This window comes from Rhizobium sp. WYCCWR 11146 (assembly GCF_013591995.1).
Classification (GTDB): Bacteria; Pseudomonadota; Alphaproteobacteria; order Rhizobiales; family Rhizobiaceae; genus Rhizobium; species Rhizobium indicum.
In genome coordinates this window covers 1-22629 of sequence record NZ_JACCEY010000023.1, presented here as the reverse complement: position 1 = coordinate 22629, position 22629 = coordinate 1, and the positions used below count along the sequence as shown (strand labels likewise).

Here is a 22629-nt window from a genome sequence, read left to right as displayed (position 1 = left end):
GACGGTGGGGGTACTAACTATGTTGCTGACCCCAGAAGGGATGCCCATGTCCAGACGTCTCGAAGATGCGCGCATCCTCATGTACAGCCACGATACTTTTGGTCTCGGCCATCTGCGCCGCTGTCGCGCCATCGCCCATGCGCTGGTCGAGGATTATCGCGGCCTCAATATTCTGATCATTTCGGGTGCCACGATCGCCGGCGCCTTCGACTACCGCGCCCGTGTCGACTTCGTGAAGATCCCGAGCGTCATCAAGCTCCGCAACGGTGAATATACGTCGCTCGCCAGCCATATCGACCTGCACGAGACGCTGAAGATGCGCGAATCGAGCATTCGCCACACGGCCGAGACCTTCCAGCCCGATATCTTCATCGTCGACAAGGAACCGATGGGACTGAAGGGCGAGGTCGAGGATACGCTTGCCTATCTCAAGGCCCGCGGCACCGTTCTGGTGCTCGGCCTGCGCGAGATCATGGACGCGCCGCATCTGCTCGAGGCCGAGTGGAAGAAAAACAGCATCATGCAGAAGATCGACCAGTATTACGACAGCGTCTGGGTCTACGGTCCGCCGGAATTCTACGATCCGCTGATCGGCCTTGACGTGCCGCAAAGCCTGCGCCGGAAGATGGATTTCGTCGGCTTCCTGCAACGCAGCGTCTCCAGGGGCAAGACGTCGATCAACGCCCGCAAGGATAATTACATCCTCGTCACCACAGGCGGCGGCGGCGACGGCTCCGATCTCGTCCACGACGTCATGAACGCCTACGAGGCCGATCCGACGCTGACGCAGAAGGCGCTCGTGGTGCTCGGGCCCTATATGCCGGCCGCCGAGCGCGCCAAGCTGGTGCAGAAGGGGGAAGCCATCCCCTATATCGAGGTGATCGAGTTCGACAATCACATGGAAGAGCTGATCGACAGCGCCACCGGCGTCGTCGCCATGGGTGGCTACAACACCTATTGCGAGATCCTCTCCTTCGACAAACCGGCCCTCATCGTGCCGCGTGTCAAGCCGCGCGAGGAACAGCTGCTGCGCGCCCAGCGGGCAAGCGAACTCGGCCTCGTCGACATGCTGCTGCCGGAACAGTCGGTCGACCCCACAATCATGGCCGAGGCGCTGAAGCGCCTGCCCTCCCGCCAGCCACCGTCGAAGAGCGGCGGCAATATGCGTCTCGAAGGACTGGACCATATCTCGCAGACCGTCGGCCGGTGGATCGACGGCCGCGGCAGCCACCTTTCCCTCGTCGGCGCGGAATAGGGCACAGCCTTGCCGCCACGCCGCAAGATCCTCGTCGTGCTGAAAGGCTATCCCCGCCTTTCGGAAACCTTCATCGCCCAGGAGCTGCTCGGCCTCGAAAAGGCCGGCTTCGACCTGACGCTGATTTCGATGCGCCGGCCGACCGACAAGAAGCGCCATCCTGTGCATGACGAGATCCGGGCGCGTGTCGTCTATCTGCCGGAATATCTGCACGAGGAGCCGATCCGCGTGCTGAAGGGCCTCATCGCTGGTTTCTCCAAACCCGGCTTCAAGGCGCTGATGAAACGCTTCCTCGCCGACCTCAAGCGCGACATCTCCCGCAACCGCTTCCGCCGTCTCGGCCAGGCGCTGGTGCTGGGCCGCGAATGGCCGGACGAGGGTGAATGGCTGCATGCGCATTTCATCCACACGCCGGCCTCGGTGACGGAATATGCAAGCATCCTCACGGACACGCCCTGGACCTGCTCGGCGCACGCCAAGGACATTTGGACGTCGCCCGACTGGGAGCTGAACGAGAAACTCGGCAGCGCCCGCTGGACCGTCACCTGCACCAGGATGGGCTACGACCATATGCGGACGCTGACGTCACGCAGGGAGGCCGTGCACTTGAGTTACCACGGTCTCGATCTCGCCCGCTTCGGCCATTTTGCCGGCGAGCGTTCGGACCGCACCGGCAGCGACCCCGACGATCCGGCCTTCATCCTCAGCGTCGGCCGCGCCGTCGAGAAGAAGGGTTACGACGTGCTGCTGCACGCGCTGGCGCTGTTGCCCCCCGACCTTCACTGGCGCATGGACCATATCGGCGGCGGCGAGGAGCTTGCGAAACTGAAGGCGCTGGCCACCGAACTCGGCATTTCCGGCCGCATCGTCTGGAAGGGCGCCATGGCGCAGGAAGACGTGCTCGATCATTACCGCCGTGCCGACCTCTTCGCGCTTGCCTGCCGCATCGCCGCCAACGGCGACCGCGACGGCCTGCCGAACGTCCTGGTCGAAGCCTCGAGCCAGCGGCTCGTCTGCCTCTCGACCGAAGTATCCGGCGTGCCGGAGCTCCTGAAGAACGGTGAAAACGGCCTCGTCGTGCCGCCGGAGGACCCGGCACTGCTGGCCAGCGCGCTGGAGGCGGCGATCCGCGACCCGGCGCTGCGCAAGCGCCTCGGCGACGCCGCCGAAAGCCAGGTGCGCGAATATTTCGACTATCACTCCAGCATCAGACAGCTCACCGGCCTGTTCGAGGCCGAATGGCAGAAGGCGTCATGACGGCACCGCGTATTTTCTTCTATGTCCAGCATCTGCTCGGCATCGGCCACATAGCCCGCGCCAGCCGCATCGCCAATGCCTTGGTCAAGGACGGTTTTGACGTGACTGTCGTGACCGGCGGCCTGCCGGTGCCGGGCTTTCCCGGCGAAGGCGTGAAGACCGTAGCCTTGCCGGCGGTCGTCGCCAACAATGCCGGTTTCGCCGGCCTCGCTGATGCCGATGGCCGGCCGGCCGGCGAGGATTTCCTCCATGCCCGCCGCCAGCTGCTACTCGATGCCTTCCATGCCGCAAGGCCGGATGTCGTCATCATCGAAGCCTTCCCCTTCGGCCGGCGACAGATGCGCTTCGAACTGCTGCCTTTGCTCGAGGCCATCGACAAGGCCGAACCGCGGCCGAAACTCATAAGCTCGGTGCGCGACATCCTGCAGGAAAACCGCAAGGCCGGCCGCGACGCGGAGACCGTCACGCTGGTCAAGGACCATTTCGATGCCGTGCTCGTCCACGGCGATCCCGGTTTCGTCAGGCTCGAGGACACCTTCCCGCTGACGTCAGAGATCGCCGACAGGCTGCGCTATACCGGCCTCGTCGCAGCCCCGCCGGCGCTGGAACCGACCGAAACATTCGACATCATCGCATCGGCGGGCGGTGGCGCGGTCGGCGCCGCGTTGATCGGCGCGGCCAAAGAGGCGGCAACGCTGCTGCCGGACAATCTTCGCTGGCTGCTGGTCGCCGGCCCGAACCTGCCGGAGGCCGATTTCGCCGCGCTGTCTGAGGACGCGGCGGCTAATGTGACGCTGGTGCGTTTCCGCAAGGATTTTCCCTCGCTGCTGCGCGGCGCCAAGGTGTCGATCTCGCAGGCAGGCTACAACACGGTCGGCGATCTCTTGCGCACCGAATGCCGGGCGATCCTCATCCCCTTCGTCGCCGGTGGCGAGACCGAGCAGACGGTGCGCGCCGAACGGCTGCAGGCGCTCGGCCTCGCCGATATCCTGCCGGAAAACGGACTGACGGCGGGCCATGTGAAAGAGGCGGTCGAAAAGGCACTCGCCGCACAGCCACGGGGGCCGGTCTTGCTCGACCTCGACGGGGCGGAGAAAACCGCCCTCATCATTCGCTCCATGATTGCCGAATCCCTCGCCTAATCCAAAATTCCTGTGATATAAGCAATGTTCCGGCGAGAATCGGCATTTTTGCAGCCGGTCGCTTCGCCTTGTTTTCATTGCGATATCGGCGGTCCGGCTGCATGATCCTGTTCTCAAAATTCCTTCCCGTCCCGGCGCCCGGATCGCGCCCCCGGAATTTCCCAGCAAGCTGACGGTTAGCCATGGAAAAAAGCCTCGCCCGCTACATCTGGAAGAACACGCGGCTGCAGCAGCTGTGGATTCTGGCTGTCGTCGCCGCCTCGATGGTGCCCTACTTCCTGTCCTTCGACCTGCCGAAACAGATCGTCAACGGACCGATCCAGGGTGACGGCTTCGAAGGTCCTGGCGCAACGCAGACCTTCATGCACATTGCCTACGACCTGCCGCTGATCGGCCATGTCGAGTTCTTTCAAGGGTTGCAGCTCAACCGCTTCCAGATGCTGATGGCCCTCAGCCTGGTGTTTCTGGCGCTGGTGGTGCTGAACGGCCTCTTCAAGTTTTACATCAACACCTATAAGGGCCGGCTCGGCGAGCGCATGCTGCGCCGTATCCGCTTCGAGCTGATCGACCGGGTGCTGCGCTTTCCGCCCATTCACTTCAAGCGGGTGAAATCGGCCGAAATCGCCACCATGATCAAGGACGAGGTGGAGCCGATGGGCGGCTTCACCGGTGATGCCTTCGTCTCCCCTGCCCTTCTCGGCGGCCAGGCGATCACGGCGCTCGCCTTCATCATCGTCCAGAATTTCTGGCTCGGCATGATCGCCGCCGGCATCGTCGGTGTGCAGGCGATCGTCATTCCCCGCATGCGCAAGCGCCTGCTGGATCTCGGCCGCCAGCGGCAGCTGACGGCCCGCGAGCTCTCCGGCCGGGTCGGCGAAATCGTCGAGGGCATCGGCACGATCCACGGCAACGACACATCCAACCTCGAACGCGCCGACATCGCCTCGCGGCTCGGCCGCATCTTCTCGATCCGCTACGACCTTTACCAGTGGAAGTTCCTGGTGAAGTTCATCAACAACTTCCTCGCCCAGGTCACGCCCTTCCTGTTCTATGCGATCGGCGGCTACCTGGCGCTGCAGGGCCGGCTCGACATCGGACAGCTCGTCGCCGTCATATCAGCCTACAAGGACCTGCCCGGCCCGCTGAAGGAACTGATCGACTGGGACCAGATGCGCCAGGACGTGCAGGTGAAGTACCAGCAGGTCTACGAGCAGTTCAATGTCGAGCCGCTGATCGACAGCCGCATCCAGGAACTCGCAACCGCCCCGGTCGGCGCGCTGACGGGCGCCTTCGTCGTCACCAACCTGTCGCTCTCCGACGACAGCGGCGCCCGCCTCGTCGACCACGTCTCCGTCGAGATCAAGCCGAACGAGACGGTGGCGATCGTCGGGCCGAACGGCAGCGGCGCGGAAGCCTTCGCCGAAGCGCTCGGCCGCATGGTCTGGCCGGACTCCGGCCGTATCACCATCGACGGCCGCGATCTCCTCGACATGCCGGAATCGATCACCGGCCGTCGGATCTCCTATGCCTCGTCCGACACCTTCTTCTTCCACGGCACGCTCGCCAGCAATCTGCTCTACGGCCTGAAACATGCGCCGATGACCGATCCGGTTTACGACGAGCGGGAAGCGCTGGAGTATAAATGGCATTCCGCCGAGGCGGAGAAGGCCGGCAATCCGACGCTCGACCTCAACAGCGACTGGGTGGACTACAAGGCCGCCGGCGCCAGCGGGCCCGAGGACATTCTGAAAGCGATCCGCCCGGTGCTCGACGCCGTCCTGATCTCGCAGGACATCCTCGATCTGGCGCTGCGCTCGACCGTCAACACTGACGTGCATGTGGCGCTCGGCGACCATGTCGTGGCGCTACGCGCCTCGCTCAGGGACCGGCTGCGCGACGAGGGGCTCGACACGATCGTCGTGCCTTTCGATTTCGATGCCTATAACGGCCAGGCGACGGTCGGCGAGAACCTGCTCTTCGGCACGATGAAGCGGCCGTTGATGACCAACCGCAGGCTTGCCGCGCATCCCTATTTCCAGCAGCTCTTCCGTGAGACAGGCCTCAGCACCGATCTCTACGCCATGGGCCTTGAGATCGCCGAGAATGCGGTGGAACTCTTCCACGACCTGCCGCCGGACCATCCATTCTTCCAGCAGCTGACCTTCATGACGGCGGACGACATCCCGACCTATCAGGCGCTGCTGCAGAAGCTGCAAAGCCGCCGCTTCGAGGACGCCACGCCAGAGGAACGTTCGGCCATCATCCGGCTGAGTTTCGCCTATATCGAGCCGCGCCATCGCTTCGGCTTGCTGACCGACGAGCTCATGGACAAGATCGTCAGCGCCCGCAAGCAGTTCCACGAGCATATTCCGGCCGATCTCGCCGAGCTGATCGAGCGCTACGACGCCGAGCGTTTCACCCCGTCGGCAAGCCTGATGGACAATGTGCTCTTCGGCCGTATCGCCTATCAGCAGGCCGACGCCTCCGACCGCATCCGCGGCATCATGGGCGAACTCTTCGATGCGCTCGATCTTTATGACGACGTGCTGTCGATCGGTCTCGAATTCGACGTCGGCTCCGGCGGCAAGCGACTGACCATGGTGCAGCGGCAGAAGCTGAACCTGGCCCGCGCGCTGTTGAAGCGCTCGGACTATTTCATCTTCAATCGGCCGCTGTCGGCGCTTGACCAGCGCCTTCAGGATCAGATCACCCGCAACATCATCGAAGGCCTGCACGAAGAAGGGCATCGGCCGGCGATCATCTGGGTGCTCTCCAATGCCCGGCTGGCAGAGATGTTCGACCGCATCCTGCTCTTCGACCGCGGCGGATTGGCGGAAGCCGGAAACTATCCGGAACTTTCCGAGAAAAACGGGATGTTCAAGGAACTGTTATCGTAATATTCTATAGGGGCGGCGATGGTGGGTGTTCCCGATGGGGAACGCCTCGGAGTTTGAAGATGCCTGGTCCTGCGGACCCTGCGTCAGGGGATTGAAACGCTCATGCTGTTGAGAGACGAAGTCGAAATGCTGCGAAGGGTGCCGATCTTTTCAAGGATCGCGCCAGCAAAGCTCAAGCTTTTAGCCTTTACCTCCGATCGCATGACCTACAAGGCCGGGCAGAACCTCTTTCATCAGGGCGATGTCGGTGATGCCGCCTATGTCATCCTCTCGGGTACCGCCGATATCGTCGTCGACTCGCCGGCGGGCGAGATCAAGGTCGCCGACGTCGAACCCAATTCCATCGTCGGCGAAATCGCCATCCTCTGCGATGTCTCGCGCACGGCAACGGTGCGCGCCACCTCGCCGCTCGAAGTGCTGCGCATCAGCAAGGAACACTTTCTGAAGCTGCTCAGCGATTTCCCCGAGATGGCCGTGGAAATCATGCGGGTGCTGGCCGACCGCCTGAACCATACCACGGCGGAACTGACCGCAGCCCGGGCGGCGAAACAACCGCAGATGGCGCAGTAGGATTCAGCTATAGGATTTGGGTGGCCAAACGATCCTCACTTGGCCTCATCCTTGAGCAAGGCAAGCAACTCGGCACGCTCGCGCGCCATCTCTCCCTTAATGACTTCATGCGGGATCCAGACAGCGTTCGGATCATCGGCTTCCCGGATTGCTTCCTCGACCCGTTCGAGAAACCATCCCTCGTATGCCGCCGCCTCGTGAGTTCGCCGCAAAGCCTCTGCACGATCCGGTCCCACTTCTCTCCCGGGCATGGCTTCCTCGCAAAGTCCTATTCGCGCTGCTCCAGCGCCCTGCTGAAGGCAAGTGCTGCCAGCGTGCAGACAGCGCCGGAAAGTAGGTAGTAGCCGACGAAGGTCAGGCCGAAGCGGCTGGAAAGGCTGAGCGCCACCAGTGGCGCGAAACCCGCGCCGATCAACCAGGCCAGATCCGAGGTGAAGGCGGCACCCGTGTAGCGGTAGCCGCGGCCGAAGCGGGACGAGATCGAGCCGGTCGCCTGGCCGAAGGAAAGGCCGAGCACGCCGAAGCCGATGATGACGAAAGCGTCATGGCCGCTGTTGCCGGATGCGATCAGGCTCGGCCCGATAAAGCTGAAGACGGCGATGATGACGGCGCAGATGGCAAGCTGGGCGCGCCGGCCGATACGGTCGGCGATCAGGCCCGAGGCGATGATCGTGAGGATGCCGACTGCGGCGCCGATCACCTGCACCACCATGAAGGCGCCGATCGGCTGGTTGCCATAGAGGCTCATCCAGCCGAGCGGGAAGATGGTGACGAGGTGGAACATGGCAAAACTCGCGAGCGGCACGAAGGCGCCGATCAGAATGTCGCGGCCATGAACGCGCAGCACGTCAAGGATGGGGGCTGCTTCCAGCTCGTGCTGCTCCAGCAGCGTGCCGAACTCCTTGGTCATCACGAGACGCAACCGCGCAAAGAGCGCCACGACGTTGATCGCGAAGGCGACGAAGAAGGGATAACGCCAGCCCCAGGAGAGGAAATCCTCACTGGAAAGATTGGCGACGAAATAGCCGAACAGGGTACTGGCCAGCGCAAAACCGATCGGCGCGCCGAGCTGCGGGATCATCGCATACCAGCCGCGGTGCTTGGCCGGCGCGTTGAGCGCGAGCAGCGAGGCAAGGCCGTCCCAGGCGCCGCCGAGCGCGAAGCCCTGGCCAAGACGGAAGAGCGCCAGCAATGCGATCGACCAGACGCCGATCTCGTTGTAACCCGGCAGGAAGGCGATCGAGGCCGTGGAGCCGCCGAGCAGGAAAAGCGCGATCGTCAGCTTGGTGCCGCGCCCATACAGCCGGTCGATCGTCATGAAGACGACGGAGCCGACGGGGCGGGCCAGGAAGGCAAGCGAGAAGATGGCGAAGGAATAGAGCGTTCCCGTCAGCCTGTCCGGCGCGAAGGGGAAGACCAGCTGTGGAAAGACCAGAACCGAGGCAAGGCCATAGACGAAGAAATCGAAGAATTCCGACATGCGGCCGATCACCACGCCGATGGCGATACTACCCGGCGAAACCGGCTTGTCGTCGTGAATGCGCCGCGCGTCGCGTTCCAGCGACGACGATGACGGTCCGTAATGCGATGTTGTAGCCATGAAACGCCTCCCTCGATGAAGCGCTTTCGCCAAGGCGCCTCAGCCTGATCTTGATCAAACCCGCAGGCTTATCAAGTCCGTAAGACGTAAATAGTTCATCATCACGGCTCAAAATGAGGCCTGGGCGGAAAAAATAGCGTGATTGGCCCGGCGATTTTTCCCGGGAGACGCTGGCTTGGCCGCCTCTTGCGGATATATTGATTTGAAACAGCGCTGGCGAAAGAATCCTTTTTGAATTCATCAGGATTCCAAAGCTGTAGTGCACCATGATTTGTGCCGCAGTGCGGCATGATTGCTGCACTGCGACCAAACACCTCATGTCGCTATCCGGTTCAGTGCGTTAGTCGCGGAACGAACGAAACAACAAGAGCTTAGAGACGTGCTAAAACTGGTGAAGTTTTCCCGCCTTCTATCCGTCTTGCCGCTGCTTTTCCTGGCAGGATGCAACATGGTGGTCATGGCGCCCTCCGGCGACATCGCCGCGCAACAGCGCGATCTCATCGTCATCTCGACGGTGCTGATGCTTTTGATCATCATCCCGGTGATCTTCCTGACGCTGTTCTTCGCCTGGCGCTACCGCCGCTCCAATACGGCTGCCACCTATGCGCCGGAATGGCACCATTCGACCCGCCTCGAAATCGTAATCTGGGCAGCGCCGCTTGCGATCATCATCGCGCTCGGCGCCGTGACCTGGATTTCCACCCACAAGCTCGATCCCTACCGCCCGCTCGACCGCCTCGATGCGGAGCGCGCCATTCCGGCCGATACCAAGCCGTTGAACGTCGAGGTCGTGGCGCTCGATTGGAAGTGGCTGTTCTTCTATCCCGAACTCGGCATCGCCACCGTCAACGAACTCGCTGCCCCGGTCGACATGCCGATCAATTTCAAGATCACCGCCTCCTCGGTGATGAACTCCTTCTACATACCTGCCCTCGCCGGCCAGATCTATGCGATGCCGGGCATGGAGACGAAGCTGCATGCCGTCATCAACAAGGAAGGCGAATATGAGGGCTTCTCCGCCAATTACAGCGGCGCAGGCTTCTCGCATATGCGCTTCAAGTTCCACGGCCTTACCCAAGAGGGATTTGACGCCTGGGTGGCGCAGGTCAAGCAGCGGGGCACAATGCTCAACCGCGACGCCTACCTGAAGCTCGAGAAGCCGAGCGAGAAGGAACCGGTGCGTTATTATGCCGGCGCCGATGCCGACCTTTACAACGCCATCCTCAACATGTGCGCCACGCCCGGCAAGATGTGCATGAACGAGATGATGCACATCGACATGATGGGCGGCGGCGGCAAGGAAAGTGCCGAGAACCGCGAAAAGCTGCAATATGACAACCGTTATGCCGACGAAGGCATCGTGGCGCCCGCCGCCACCGTGCCGGCGACAGGGGCTCCGGCGCGAAGCGAGCCCGCCGAGCGTACCGACGGCAACACCATGCAGCACGACATGCCCGGAACTGACATGCAACATCAGGGTCATTCCATGCCCGGCATGAGCAATGGCGCCGATCCGGCGCCGGCGCAGCTCAACAATAACAATTAACCTGGCGCTTTGCGTCGCAAGACATAATGAACGGGTTGTTCCATGTTTTCCAATCCTGACCTCCTGAAGTTCGTCTTCGGCCGGTTGACCCTCGATGCCATCCCTTATCACGAGCCGATCCTGGTCGTGACCTTCATCGGCGTCGTCATCGGCGCCATCGCGTTGCTCGGCATCATCACCTATTTCAAGTTCTGGGCCCCGCTCTGGCGGGACTGGATCTGCAGCGTCGATCACAAGAAGATCGGCATCATGTATGTGATCCTGGCCGTCATCATGCTGTTGCGCGGCTTCTCCGACGCGATCCTCATGCGCATCCAGCAGGCGATCGCCTTCAACGGTTCGGAGGGCTACCTGCCGCCGCACCATTACGACCAGATCTTCACCGCTCACGGCGTCATCATGATCTTCTTCGTGGCGATGCCCTTCGTCACCGGTTTGATGAACTTCGTGGTGCCGTTGCAGATCGGCGCGCGCGACGTCTCCTTCCCCTTCCTCAACAACTTCTCTTTCTGGATGACCACCGCCGGCGCGATCATCATCATGCTGTCGCTGTTCATCGGCGAATTCGCCCAGACCGGCTGGCTCGCCTACCCGCCGCTGTCGGGCGCGGCCTACAGTCCAGGCGTCGGCGTCGACTATTATATCTGGGGCCTGCAGGTGGCTGGTGTGGGAACGACGCTTTCGGGCATCAACCTGATCGCCACCATCGTCAAGATGCGTGCGCCGGGCATGACCTTCATGAAGATGCCGGTCTTCACCTGGACGGCGCTTTGCACCAACGTGCTGATCGTCGCCTCATTCCCGATCCTGACGGCAACGCTCGCCCTGTTGTCGCTCGACCGCTATGCCGGCACGAACTTCTTTACCAACGACCTCGGCGGCAATCCGATGATGTACATCAACCTCATCTGGATCTGGGGTCATCCGGAGGTCTATATCCTCGTGCTGCCGGCTTTCGGCATCTTCTCGGAAGTCGTCGCCACCTTCTCCGGCAAGCGCCTGTTCGGATACGCCTCCATGGTCTACGCGACCTGCGTGATCATGATCCTCTCCTACATCGTCTGGCTGCACCATTTCTTCACGATGGGCTCGGGCGCCAGCGTCAATTCCTTCTTCGGCATCACCACGATGATCATCTCGATCCCGACGGGGGCGAAGATGTTCAACTGGCTCTTCACCATGTATCGCGGCCGCATCCGCTATGAGGTGCCGATGCTGTGGACGGTCGGCTTCATGGTGACCTTCGTCATCGGCGGCATGACCGGCGTCATGCTTGCGGTGCCGCCTGCCGACTTCGTGCTGCACAATTCGCTGTTCCTCATCGCTCACTTTCACAACGTCATCATCGGCGGCGTACTCTTCGGCATGTTCGCCGGCGTGAACTACTGGTTCCCGAAGGCGTTCGGCTTCAAGCTCGATCCCTTCTGGGGCAAGATGAGCTTCTGGTTCTGGCAGATCGGCTTCTGGTTCGCCTTCATGCCGCTCTACGTGCTGGGTCTGATGGGCGTCACCCGCCGCATGAGCCAGTTCGAGGACCCGTCGATACAGATCTGGTTCATCATCGCCGCTTTCGGCGTCGGCCTGATTGCGCTTGGCATTGCCGCCTTCCTGATCCAGATCGTCGTCAGCTTCATGAGGCGCGAGGAATTGCGCGACGACAGCGGCGATCCCTGGGATGGCCGTACGCTGGAATGGTCGACCTCCTCGCCGCCGCCGGAATACAACTTCGCCTTGACGCCTGTCGTGCACGATCATGACGGCTGGTACGACATGAAGAACCGCGGTTACGCGCGTCCGCTGGAAGGTTTCCGGCCGATCCACATGCCGAAGAACACTGGCACCGGCGCGATCCTGTCGGGCATCAGTATCGCACTCGCCTTCGGCCTGATCTGGTACATGTGGTGGCTGGTCGTCGTCTCCTTCGTCGCCATGCTGGCTGTGGCGATCGGCCATACCTTCAACTACAGACGTGACTTCTACATCCCCGCCGAAGAGGTAACCGAAACGGAAGGCAAGCGCACCGCGCTGCTTGCCGAGCAGGTGTAAGAGACCATGAGCGATCACACCATCGACACGGCCGAAAAGCCTGAATTCTACCTGACGGAAGATCATCATCCGGAGAACAGCACCAATCTCGGTTTCTGGCTCTACCTGATGAGCGACTGCCTGATTTTCGCGGTGCTGTTTGCAACGCATGGCGTGCTCGGCCGCAATTATGCCGCCGGCCCGTCACCGGCCGATCTCTTCGATCTACCGATCGTTGCCCTCAACACCTCGATGCTGCTCTTCTCCTCGATCACCTACGGCTTCGCCATGCTGCAGATGGAGCGGAACGCAAAGGCGGAAACGCTGTTCTGGCTTGGTGTGACCGGCCTGTTCGGCGCGGCTTTCATCGGGCTCGAGCTCTACGAGTTCATCCACCTGATCCATGAAGGCGCCGGGCCGACGCGCAGCGCCTTCCTCTCCTCCTTCTTCACCCTGGTCGGCACGCACGGTCTGCACGTCACCTTCGGCATCATCTGGCTGATCACGCTGATGGTGCAGGTATCGATGCACGGGCTGATCGAGGCCAACCGCCGCCGCCTGATGTGCCTTTCGATGTTCTGGCACTTCCTCGACGTCGTCTGGATCGGCGTCTTTTCCTTCGTCTATCTGTTGGGAGTTCTCGGATGAGTTCGCAAGCACCTGCACATGAGGATGCCCACGAGGCTCATCACGGCCACAGCCACGGCCATCAGGCCGGCCATGGCACGTTCCGCAGCTACATGACGGGCTTCGTGCTCTCCGTCATCCTGACCGCCATTCCCTTCTGGCTGGTCATGTCAGGCGTCTTCGCCAGCCCGACGCTGACGGCGGTGCTGGTGATGGGCCTGGGCGCGATCCAGATCGTCGTCCATATGGTCTTCTTCCTGCACATGAATACCAGGAGCGAGGGCGGCTGGACGATCATGGCGCTGATCTTCACCCTCATCATCGTCGCCATCGCGCTCTCCGGTTCGCTCTGGGTCATGCATCATCTCAACACCAACATGATGCCGATGAGCCCCGAGATGATGAAGAACATGCCGTGACGGTCACGAAGGGTCGGCGGCAGCGTCGCCTCCAACGGTCCGGCCCAGCAGCGATTCAGGCATGAGCGAGGCTCCCTCGGAAAAATCGGAAAGGCGGCACTATCAGGTCAAACGCGCGATCTTCGCCGTCTGCCTGATACTGCTTGCCGCGGCACTTTCCGCACTCGGCACCTGGCAGGTCGAGCGCCTCGCGTGGAAGCGCGACCTCATTGCCCGCGTCGACCAGCGTGTGCATGCGGCACCCGTGCCGGCCCCGGCGCGCGCCGACTGGGACAAGGTCAATGCCACCGATGACGAATATCGGCGGGTGACCGCGACCGGGATGCTGGCGAACGACAAGGAAACGCTGGTCTATGCCTCAACCGCGCTGGGACCGGGATATTGGGTGTTGGCGCCGCTGACGCTTGCCGACGGGACATCAATCCTCATCAATCGTGGTTTCGTGCCGACCGACCGGCGCGACCCGGCCTCGCGCCGCGAGGGTGAACTATCAGGCCGGGTCGAGATCACCGGGCTGATGCGGATGACGGAGCCGAAGGGATCGCTGCTGCAATCCAACGACGTCGTAGCCGACCGCTGGTATTCGCGCGATGTCGCAGCGATCGCGCAAAAGCGCGGCATCGGTGCGATCGCGCCCTATTTCATCGACGCCGATGCCATCCCCAATCCGGGCGGCCTGCCTGTCGGCGGTCTCACCGTCATCGCTTTCCCCAACAACCATCTCGTCTACGCGATCACCTGGTACGGGCTGGCGGCAATGGTGCTGGCATTGCTGGTGTTCATTCTTCGCGGTGAGAGGGATAGCCGACGCCGCTTATGAAGCGACCCGGCTGATCGCCTCGGCGAGCTGCGCCTGCGAGAAGGGTTTGCCCAGGCGGGGCAGATCGACGATGCCTGCCCCTTCGGGGATTTCGGCGTAACCGGTTGCGAGGATGATCGGCATATCAGGCCATTCGTCGCGGATCGCCTGGGCGAGCTGCGCGCCCGTCATGCGCGGCATGGCATGGTCGCAAATCACCAGATCGACCTGCTGCTTGCGCAGGATGTCGAGCGCCTCGGAACCCGCCATCGCCTCGAATACGGTATGGCCGAGATCCTCGAGCATCAGTGTCGTATTCATCAGCACCAGACCATCGTCATCGACGGCGACGATGCGCAGCCGACGCGGCGCGTTTTCCTCGCGTTGCGGCAGGTCTGCAGCTACCGCGGTCACCTGCTCGGCAATGACGACCGGGAACCACAATTCGGCCGTCGTGCCTTGGCCGAGGCTGCTCTTCAGGATGAGGCGGCCGCCGGACTGGGACGCAAGGCCCTGAACCATGGAAAGGCCGAGACCGGTGCCTTTGCCGATACCCTTGGTGGTGAAGAACGGCGTGATTGCTTGCTCCACCGTCTTTGCATCCATGCCTTCGCCTTCATCGACCACCGCGATGCGCACATAGCGGCCGGGCGGCAGCGGACTCTTGCCTGACGGCACCGATTCCTCGGAAGCGCGAAGCGCGATCCGGCCGCCGGATGGCATCGCATCGCGGGCGTTGACGACGAGGTTCAGGATCGCCATCTCCAGTTGGTTCGGATCGGTAAGGATCGTCGGCAGCCTGACGGGGAAAGAGGTCTCGATCACGGTCAGCGGGCCGAGCGAACGGCTGAGCATATCCATCATGCCACGGACCAGGCCGGAGACGTCGATCGGCTCCATGTGCAGTTCCTGCCGACGGGAAAAGGCCAGCATTCGCTGCGTCAACGCCGCGCCTCGCTGGGCACCCTGCATGGCATTATCAACAAGCGATGTCAGCGAGAGATCCTGCGGCATGCGTTTCTTCAGGATTTCGAGACTGCCGAGGACAGCCATCAAAAGATTGTTGAAATCATGGGCGATACCGCCGGTCAATTGACCGATCGCCTCCATCTTCTGCGACTGGAAGAGCTCTTCGCGCGCCTGCTCCAGTGCCCGCTGGGTCTCCATCTTCTCGGTGATATCGCGGGTGATCTTCGCGAAACCGAGCACATCGCCGTCGTCGCCCCGAATGACGTCGATGACGATGCTGGCCCAAAAACGGGTGCCGTCCTTGCGGACGCGCCAGCCTTCCCTTTCGAACCGGCCCTCGGCGCGCGCAATGCCGAGCGCGGTCTCCGGCACGCCGGCTTCGCGGTCCTCGGGGGTATAGAAGGTCGAGAAATGCCGGCCGATGATTTCTTGCGGTCGATAGCCCTTGATACGCTCGGCGCCGAAATTCCAACTGCTGACATGGCCGTGGGGATCGAGCATGTAGATCGCATAGTCCGAGACGCCCTGAACGAGCCGGCGGAACTGTTCCTCGCTCTGGCGGATAGTCTGTTCAGCTGCTCTGCGTTCGGTCAGGTCGCGGGTGATCTTGGCATAGCCGATGAGCTCGCCGGAGGGACGACGGATCGGATCGATGATCACATGCGCCCAGAAGCGGCTTCCATCCTTGCGCTGGCGCCAGCCTTCCCCCTCGAACCGGCCCTGCTCCGCCGCCGTGGCGAGCGCGCGCGCTGGCATTCCCGCAGCGCGGTCCTCTTCCAGATAGAAACGGGAAAAATGCTCGCCGAGAATTTCAGAAGGCTTGTAACCTTTAAAGCGCTGGGCGCCAGTATTCCAGCTGGTGACGATGCCTTCGGGGCTCAGCATATAGATAGCGTAGTCGGTGATGGCATCGACCAGAAGGCGAAAGCGTCCCTCTTCGTCAAGAGACGTGTCATGTCGATTCAGCACTTCCATCGGCCCCTCGGATTCACCAGCGCTTTATAACGCAGCAGGGGGCGGATGGTTCCGAAACGGCCCGAATTTCAGACGGCCTTGACCTGCGGGTAGAACCGCTCGCCGACACGTTCGGCGGCGGCATAGGCCTGCGAGACGATCTCCGGCACGAGATCGATATCGGGGAGACTGCCGAGGCCGAGGGGACCGACGGCAAAGAGCCCGGCGACTGTCGAACCATCCTCCAGGAAGGGCTCGCCGCGCGCGTTGACCGCGAGCCCCAGCGAGAGCTCGTCCGGCATGGAAAGGCCGGCGGAAAGCAGGCTCTGCATCAAGGGCGCTGAAAGATCCGGCGCCTGACAGCGGCAATCGATGATGCGCTCGGCATGGATGACTTCCTCGGCAGCGGAACCGGCCGGCGTGAAGAACAGGCCGCTCAGGCCCCGGCGGCCGGCCCGGCCGCGGCGCAGCACCGTGCGGCCTTCGGCGAGTTCGCGTCCCAGGCGCAGGTGCATGGCTTCCGGCAGGCGGTTGCGATGGCTGTCATAGATCGCCCTGAGATGGCGGTTGAACTGATGCTTGTCGCGCGCCGGCAGCGAGCGCCAGAGCGAGCGGGCATGTTTTCTGAGGCCGTTCATCACCGATTGCCAGCTTCGTCCCGCGTCCTCGGCCTCGCGACAGGCTTCACGGATGAAGCGGACGATCTCCGGCAGGCTCTGTGGCAGCGCTTCGGCGGGGAAGACCGGATCGGCGGAATTCGGCGTATGGCTCTGGGGCAGGAAGCCGCGCCGGGAAATGATCGTCACCTGGCCGGCATAACCGGAATCGCGCAGCTGCAGCAGCTGGTCGACGACGCGGATGCCGCTGCCGAGCAGCACCGCATGCGGCCGCGCAACGAGGCGCTGGGCCCGGACCGGCGAAGCGTCCTCACCGCCGGCATCCGGCGCGGTCAGGCCGTAGCCGGTGGCGAGGATGACGGTATCGAACAGCGGATTGGCGGGATTGGCGCTTTCGAGCAGGAAGCGGTTGCCGTGGCTCCTGCGGATCGCCACCACCGGATCGTTGCAGACCTGGACGGTGATGTCCCTGCGCGCGGCGAGCGCCTCCGAAAAGCGCTGATAGACATAATCGCTGAAGATCTCCTTCGGCACGAAGATCTGCCGAAATCCGGGGATGGCGGCCGGCACGGCGGCGCGGAAGGCGGCATTGCTGCAGAGCCAGTCGTTGAAATCGTCGTTGTCGCCGACCGAAACCGAGAGATCGCGGACGCGGGTGTTGAGGATCGTCGAGGAACGGACTGAGGCCAGCGCCTGCCCACCGCTGACCGACGAATTCGGATCGAACAGCTGCAGGTGGAAGGGCGCGCGCACCGTCTTCATCAGCGCGATAGCCGTCATCATGCCGGAAAAGCCGCGCCCGACGATCGCAATGCGCGGTACGGCTGATATCTGCGCCGCCGCATTGGCTCTGGCGGAAAAAAGTCCCTGAACCGTCATCACAACTCCTTTGCGGCTTCATCCGCACCGTGGGTCGATCGAGGTTTCAACGCATAAAACAGCGGTTCACGCGTTGATGAGGTTCATGCGGCCATTCAAAACACCTGCCGCGGCATCCGGGTCCGAACCAGCGGCCCCGCAAGAGAACTAGGTGAGCAATCACGCTCATCCATAGTCTATCAAACTAGTAGTGTATGAAAGCGCTAAATGGCGCAGGTGGCAAGAGGTTTGTTGTTAAATCACTTCAAGATATTGAAATATATTAGAATTTAGAACTCTCCTGTGGAAGTCTGGCGAGTTTTGCACCCCGAACTGCGAACTGATCGTTGCAAATGTCAGATCGCCGGCGACCTCAGCGGCCCTCGCCCGGATATTGTTTTGCCTTCAGCAGGCCCGCCAGATGCGCCGTGTTGCGCGCCAGCATGTCGACGGCTTTCGTCACGACCTTCGGCACCTTGTCGAGATCGACGAAATTGGTGGAACCCATCGCCTCGCCAACCCAATAGGCGACCGCATTCGCCGGAATGGTGAAGCCGACGTCGTTCAGCGCCTGAAAGAGCTCGGCCGATACATGATGGGCGCCGTCCTCATTGCCCACGACGGCAACAGCCGCGACCCTGCCATAGGAAACCATACGGCCATCTTCGTCCGTTTCCTCGAGGAAGGCGTCCATGCGCTCCAGCGCCCGCTTGCAGACACTGGACGGCTGGCCGAGCCAGATCGGCGTCGCCATCAGCAGGATATCGGCGGAGAGCACCTTGGCGCGGATATCAGGCCAATCATCGCCGGGGCCTTCGTCGGAGGTTACGCCCGGCTTGACGTTGAAATCGGCAAGGCGGAGCACTTCGGTCACAACGCCGTGTGCGGACATTGCCTTGTCGATAAGACCGATCATCCGGTCGGTCGAGGACGCCTCCTTGGCGTCGCTGCTCTTCAGCGTGGCGTTGAGGGCGAGGGCTTTCAGCGGCATGGGTCTCTCCGGCACCGGTCGGCGGTTGGCATTCGCCTGCTGCAACCCCTTCGCCCACAGATTGTTCCCGCCGGGATGCGAGGAGACCTCACGTAAAAATAACCAACTGGTGAATTCTTTACTTGAACCCCCAAATGGAATCGGCAAAAGTGAAGGTGCAATCAATCCCTTCATGGATTTGCCGTCTTTTCGGGCCAGCGTCCGACCACACATCTATTGGAAAAAATACCGTGAGCAGCGATGTGTTAACACGCGCGACGAAGCCTTCGGCTTCGATGGCGCTTGCAACTGCGGCAGGCTGGGGCCGAGGCCTCTTCACATTGGTGCGCATCACCATGATGGCCTTCCGCCACCCCTGGCAATCCGGCTTTGCAATCGGCGCCACGCTTGTGGCCTCCACCTTCCAGCTGATGATCCCGCGCCTTCTCGGCCAGGCCGTCGACCATACGCAGATGGCGATGAGCGGTGGTGCGGCGGGTCTGCTGGCACAGGACGCGCTTTTGACCACGGCATTGTTGCTGCTTGGCGCCAGCGTGCTGCGCGGCCTCTTCACCATGGTCCAGAACTATTACAGCGAAGCCGTCGGCCATCACATCGGATATGAGTTGCGGCTGGCCTGCTACGAGAAGATCCAGCGGCTCTCCTTCAGCTTTCATGACACCGTTCATTCCGGCGACCTGATCACCGTCGGCCTGCTCGATCTCGAAGGCGTGCGCATGTATTTTTCCACCGCACTCGTCCGGATGATCCTGCTGTCGACCCTGATCGGCATCGGCGCCTATATGCTGCTGTCGACCGATGTCGTGCTCGGCCTCCTGGCGCTGAGTTTCGTGCCCTTCGTCGGCTGGCGCTCATCGGTGACGCAGCTCAGGCTACGCGCCACCTGGCTCGACCTGCAGGAGCGGCTTTCGGTGCTGACCCGCATCATGGAGGAAAATCTCGGCGGCATTCGCGTCGTGCGCGCCTTTGCCGCCCACGAACACGAGATTTCGAAATTCGAGGCGGCGTCGAAGAGCGCGCTGGCGCTCGCGCATCAGCGCGTCGGCATCCGCGTCACCAACACCAGCGCCATGACCTTCTCCTTCTTCGCTGCGATGGGTCTGGTGCTCTGGGTCGGCGGCGGCAAGGTAATGTCGGGTGAAATCACCGTCGGCACGCTGGCCTCGTTCCTGACCTTCATGACCATCCTGCAGATGCCGGTGCGCCAGCTCGGCCTGATGGTCAATGCCTTTGCCCGCGCCTCCACCTGCGGCTCGCGCCTCTTTGCCCTTCTCGACCTCGACGTCGCGATCAAGGATGCGCCGGATGCGACAGAGCTGAACGTCACGGACGGCGTGCTGCGCTTCGAGAATGTCAGCTTCGCCTATCCCGGTTCGGAAAAGCGCACCGTGCTCGACGATGTCTCCTTCGAAGCCAGGCGTGGCCAGACGATCGGCATCGTCGGCCCGCCCGGCAGCGGCAAGTCGACGATCGCCCATCTCATTCCCCGCTTCTACGACGTCAGCGGCGGCAAGATCACGATCGACGGTCAGGACATCCGCAAGGCGACGCTGCAATCGCTGCGCCGGGCGGTTGCCGTCGTGCAGCAGGATTCCTTCCTGTTCACGACGACGATCGAAAACAACATCGCCTATGGCGACCCATGGGCGAAGGAAGGCCGCATCGAGCGCGCCAGTGAAAGCGCCCAACTTCACAATTACGTGCTCGGCCTTCCCACAGGTTACGGCACCGTCGTCGGCGAGCGCGGCGTTTCGCTGTCCGGCGGCCAGCGGCAGCGTCTTTCGATCGCCCGCGCGCTGATGTTGAAACCGGCGGTGATGGTGTTCGACGATTCGACAGCGGCTATCGACGCCGCCACCGAACAGCGCATCCGCGGCGCCATGCGCCGCTATGCCGCCGACCGGGTGACAATCATCGTCGCCCACCGCCTGAGCTCGCTGATGCATGCCGACCAGATCCTGTTCGTCGAAGACGGCCGGATCGTCGAGCGCGGAACGCATGAAGCGCTGCTTTCGCTCGGCGGGCGCTACAAGGCGCTCTACGACCTGCAGGTGCGGCCGGGCGACGAGGTCTTGAGCGCCTAGCAATGAATTCCGTTCTTCTGCCCACCAGGGAGAAGAGCGGACAAGCAATGACTATGCAGGCCACCGGACGTGATGGCCGCGGGAGGAATGGCATGGCCGAGGAACTGGAAACCGAGCGTCCCGACGTTCGCGAGGATGGACGCCGCCCGCCGCGGGCGGTGGTCGGTTCGCATCGCGTCGAGGAGGAGATGTTTGGCAAGGCCTTCGACGGCAATATCGTCAAGCGCATCTGGGTTTTCGTTCACCCCTATCGCCGCCAGGTCCTGTGGTCAGTCGTCGCCGTTCTGACCTTCACGATGATGCAGCTCACCATCCCGCTGATCATCCGCTATGCCATCGACCACGGCATGTCGCCGGGCGGCAACCATTCGGCCCTGGTGTGGTCGATCGTCGCCTTCACGATTGCCATCCTCATCAACTATGCGGCAAGCTATGCGCAGGAGACGCTGGTCGGCGGCGTGGCCGAGGACGTGCTCTTCGATATCCGCAAGGCGATGTTTTCGCATCTCCAGCGCGTCTCGCTGTCCTTCATGGACAAGACCGAAGTCGGCCGGTTGATGTCGCGCCTGCAGGGCGACGTCAACTCGATGCAGGAATTCCTCGAAACCTCGGTGCTGTCAGTCGGCGACATCGTGCTGCTCTTCGGCATCGTCTTCGTGATGCTCTATCTCGATTTCAAATTGGGGCTGCTGACGCTCTCGGTGCTGCCGGTGCTGTTCATCGTCCGGCTGTTCTGGCTGCCGCTGGCCCGCAAATCCTTCATGGCCGCGCACGAGACCAATTCGGTCGCGAACGGTGCGCTTGCAGAAGCGATCCATGGCGTGCGCGCCGTCCAGAGCATGGACAGGCAGGGCGTCAACTTCACGCTCTACGACGACAAGGCGCATGCCAACCTCAAGACGCATCTGACGGCGGCGCGCTATGCGCAGGTGATGGTGCCGATCGTCGACAGCCTGACCGGCGTGGCGATGGCGCTCGTCATCGTCGTCGGCGGCGCCCGCGTTCTCAATCAGGCGCTCGATGTCGGCGTGCTCGTCGCCTTCCTGTTCTACATCCAGCGCTTCTTCGACCCGATCCGTTCGCTGACCCTGCAATATTCGGTGATGCAGCGCGCCATGGCGTCCGGCCAGCGGCTGACCGAAGTGCTCGACGTGCCTGTCGACATCAAGGACGCGCCCGACGCCAAAGCCTTGTCGCGCGACATGGACGGATCGGTGGAATTCAAGGACGTCGTCTTCGGCTACAATCCGAAACACCCGGTGCTGAAGCACGTCAGCTTCAAGGTCAATCCCGGCGAGACGGTAGCGCTGGTCGGGCCGACTGGGTCCGGCAAATCGAGCTGCATGTCGCTGATCCATCGCTTCTACGACGTGCAGCAGGGCCAGGTGCTGGTCGGCGGCGACGATGTGCGTGATCTGACGCAGGATTCGCTCGGAGCGCAGATCGCCATGGTGCTGCAGGAACCCTTCCTCTTCACCGGCACCGTCTTCGAAAACATCCGCTACCACAAGCTGGAGGCGACGCGCGAACAGGTGATCGAGGCCGCCAAAGCGGTCGGCGCGCATGATTTCGTGATGCGCCTGCCCGATGGTTACGATAGTGTCCTCGGCGAGCGCGGCGGCAACCTTTCGCTCGGCCAGCGCCAGCTTTTGAGCTTTGCCCGTGCCTTGGTGGCGGATGCGAAGATCCTCGTGCTCGACGAGGCGACGGCCAATATCGACAGCTATACCGAGATGCTGATCCAGAAGGCGCTGGTGAAGCTACTCGAAAACCGCACCGGCCTCGTCATCGCCCATCGCCTCGCGACGATCCGTGAGGCGGACCGCATCATCGTGCTGCAGAACGGCGAAATCATCGAAAGCGGCGACCACCGCCAGCTGATGAAGAATGGCAAGCTCTATTCCAAGCTCTACAATTTGAACTACTCCTCCTTCGACGACATTCCCGAAGACGTGCTGGAAGAGACGACGACAGCGGAGTCGGCGACCTAGCGCATCGTGCTTTCCGAAAATCGAATCC

At 62.3% G+C, this 22629-nt stretch carries 15 protein-coding genes and 2 pseudogenes; 12 read left to right on the top strand and 5 right to left on the bottom strand.

The features are described 5' to 3' along the window. Positions 1-46 precede the first annotated feature (46 nt). The 5 genes from HX899_RS17660 to HX899_RS17640 all read left to right on the top strand — a co-directional run bounded on the left by HX899_RS17660 (position 47) and on the right by HX899_RS17640 (position 7121). Positions 47-1255 carry a glycosyltransferase family protein gene (locus tag HX899_RS17660; RefSeq protein ID WP_138389790.1) on the top strand — a complete coding sequence of 403 codons (1209 nt, stop codon included), beginning with the start codon at positions 47-49 and terminating at the stop codon, positions 1253-1255. Between the two features lie 9 nt (positions 1256-1264). Next, complete coding sequence (locus tag HX899_RS17655) at positions 1265-2512, top strand: glycosyltransferase (RefSeq protein ID WP_181292965.1); 1248 nt, start codon at positions 1265-1267, stop codon at positions 2510-2512. Further along, on the top strand, positions 2509-3654 hold the full coding sequence (locus HX899_RS17650) for a glycosyltransferase family protein (RefSeq protein WP_246697131.1): 1146 nt from the start codon (positions 2509-2511) through the stop codon (positions 3652-3654). Before HX899_RS17655 ends, HX899_RS17650 begins: the two co-directional genes overlap by 4 nt. A 182-nt stretch (positions 3655-3836) precedes the next feature. Next, complete coding sequence (locus HX899_RS17645) at positions 3837-6551, top strand: ABC transporter transmembrane domain-containing protein (RefSeq protein WP_138331567.1); 2715 nt, start codon at positions 3837-3839, stop codon at positions 6549-6551. A gap of 102 nt (positions 6552-6653) precedes the next feature. Further along, positions 6654-7121, top strand: a complete 468-nt coding sequence (locus HX899_RS17640; protein ID WP_029872144.1) for a cyclic nucleotide-binding domain-containing protein — start codon at positions 6654-6656, stop codon at positions 7119-7121. Positions 7122-7156: 35 nt separating this feature from the next. Here the strand turns inward: HX899_RS17640 and HX899_RS17635 are convergent. Further along, a pseudogene (locus HX899_RS17635) lies at positions 7157-7351 on the bottom strand (hypothetical protein); the annotation flags it as partial. A gap of 38 nt (positions 7352-7389) precedes the next feature. Then, positions 7390-8721, bottom strand: coding sequence for an MFS transporter (locus HX899_RS17630; protein WP_138389793.1), 1332 nt, complete (start codon positions 8719-8721; stop codon positions 7390-7392). Positions 8722-9100: 379 nt separating this feature from the next. Here HX899_RS17630 and cyoA point away from each other — a divergent pair, with 379 nt between their 5' ends. The 5 genes and pseudogenes from cyoA to HX899_RS17605 all read left to right on the top strand — a co-directional run bounded on the left by cyoA (position 9101) and on the right by HX899_RS17605 (position 14158). Beyond that, positions 9101-10267 carry a ubiquinol oxidase subunit II gene (cyoA, locus tag HX899_RS17625; RefSeq protein ID WP_181292963.1) on the top strand — a complete coding sequence of 389 codons (1167 nt, stop codon included), beginning with the start codon at positions 9101-9103 and terminating at the stop codon, positions 10265-10267. Between the two features lie 42 nt (positions 10268-10309). Next, a complete protein-coding gene (cyoB, locus tag HX899_RS17620; protein ID WP_138331564.1) occupies positions 10310-12313 on the top strand; it encodes a cytochrome o ubiquinol oxidase subunit I in 2004 nt (667 codons plus the stop codon). A 6-nt stretch (positions 12314-12319) separates the two neighbouring features. Further along, complete coding sequence (gene cyoC, locus HX899_RS17615) at positions 12320-12940, top strand: cytochrome o ubiquinol oxidase subunit III (protein ID WP_028756183.1); 621 nt, start codon at positions 12320-12322, stop codon at positions 12938-12940. Continuing rightward, positions 12937-13338, top strand: a complete 402-nt coding sequence (gene cyoD, locus HX899_RS17610; protein WP_129419331.1) for a cytochrome o ubiquinol oxidase subunit IV — start codon at positions 12937-12939, stop codon at positions 13336-13338. Before cyoC ends, cyoD begins: the two co-directional genes overlap by 4 nt. Beyond that, positions 13335-14158 (top strand): annotated as a pseudogene (locus HX899_RS17605) (SURF1 family protein). The gene cyoD and the pseudogene HX899_RS17605 overlap by 4 nt, the downstream one beginning before the upstream one ends. Here HX899_RS17605 and HX899_RS17600 read toward each other — a convergent pair. The 3 genes from HX899_RS17600 to HX899_RS17590 form a co-directional block, all read right to left on the bottom strand. Continuing rightward, positions 14153-16081: a PAS domain-containing sensor histidine kinase gene (locus HX899_RS17600; RefSeq protein ID WP_181292961.1), complete on the bottom strand. Its 1929-nt coding sequence runs from the start codon at positions 16079-16081 to the stop codon at positions 14153-14155. The pseudogene HX899_RS17605 and the gene HX899_RS17600 sit on opposite strands and share 6 nt — an antisense overlap. Positions 16082-16149: 68 nt before the next feature. Then, positions 16150-17556, bottom strand: coding sequence for an FAD/NAD(P)-binding protein (locus HX899_RS17595; protein WP_181292960.1), 1407 nt, complete (start codon positions 17554-17556; stop codon positions 16150-16152). 352 nt (positions 17557-17908) lie between these two features. Next, positions 17909-18526 (bottom strand): flavodoxin family protein, encoded by a 618-nt coding sequence (locus tag HX899_RS17590; RefSeq protein ID WP_138389800.1) that lies wholly within the window; start codon positions 18524-18526, stop codon positions 17909-17911. A 122-nt stretch (positions 18527-18648) separates the two neighbouring features. Between HX899_RS17590 and HX899_RS17585 the strand changes: the two genes are divergently transcribed. Both HX899_RS17585 and HX899_RS17580 read left to right on the top strand, forming a co-directional pair. Continuing rightward, positions 18649-20610, top strand: coding sequence for an ABC transporter ATP-binding protein (locus HX899_RS17585; protein ID WP_181292959.1), 1962 nt, complete (start codon positions 18649-18651; stop codon positions 20608-20610). Between the two features lie 92 nt (positions 20611-20702). Then, entirely contained in the window at positions 20703-22601 is a 1899-nt protein-coding gene (locus HX899_RS17580; protein WP_171598153.1) for an ABC transporter ATP-binding protein, read from the top strand. Positions 22602-22629 lie beyond the last annotated feature (28 nt).

Coding starts and splice junctions, on each gene's coding strand:
- HX899_RS17660 (WP_138389790.1), top strand. CDS start 47: ATGTCCAGACGTCTCGAAGATGCGCGCATCCTCATGTACAGCCACGAT.
- HX899_RS17650 (WP_246697131.1), top strand. CDS start 2,509: ATGACGGCACCGCGTATTTTCTTCTATGTCCAGCATCTGCTCGGCATC.
- HX899_RS17645 (WP_138331567.1), top strand. CDS start 3,837: ATGGAAAAAAGCCTCGCCCGCTACATCTGGAAGAACACGCGGCTGCAG.
- HX899_RS17640 (WP_029872144.1), top strand. CDS start 6,654: ATGCTGTTGAGAGACGAAGTCGAAATGCTGCGAAGGGTGCCGATCTTT.
- HX899_RS17630 (WP_138389793.1), bottom strand. CDS start 8,721: ATGGCTACAACATCGCATTACGGACCGTCATCGTCGTCGCTGGAACGC.
- cyoB (WP_138331564.1), top strand. CDS start 10,310: ATGTTTTCCAATCCTGACCTCCTGAAGTTCGTCTTCGGCCGGTTGACC.
- cyoC (WP_028756183.1), top strand. CDS start 12,320: ATGAGCGATCACACCATCGACACGGCCGAAAAGCCTGAATTCTACCTG.
- cyoD (WP_129419331.1), top strand. CDS start 12,937: ATGAGTTCGCAAGCACCTGCACATGAGGATGCCCACGAGGCTCATCAC.
- HX899_RS17600 (WP_181292961.1), bottom strand. CDS start 16,081: ATGGAAGTGCTGAATCGACATGACACGTCTCTTGACGAAGAGGGACGC.
- HX899_RS17595 (WP_181292960.1), bottom strand. CDS start 17,556: ATGACGGTTCAGGGACTTTTTTCCGCCAGAGCCAATGCGGCGGCGCAG.
- HX899_RS17590 (WP_138389800.1), bottom strand. CDS start 18,526: ATGCCGCTGAAAGCCCTCGCCCTCAACGCCACGCTGAAGAGCAGCGAC.
- HX899_RS17580 (WP_171598153.1), top strand. CDS start 20,703: ATGGCCGAGGAACTGGAAACCGAGCGTCCCGACGTTCGCGAGGATGGA.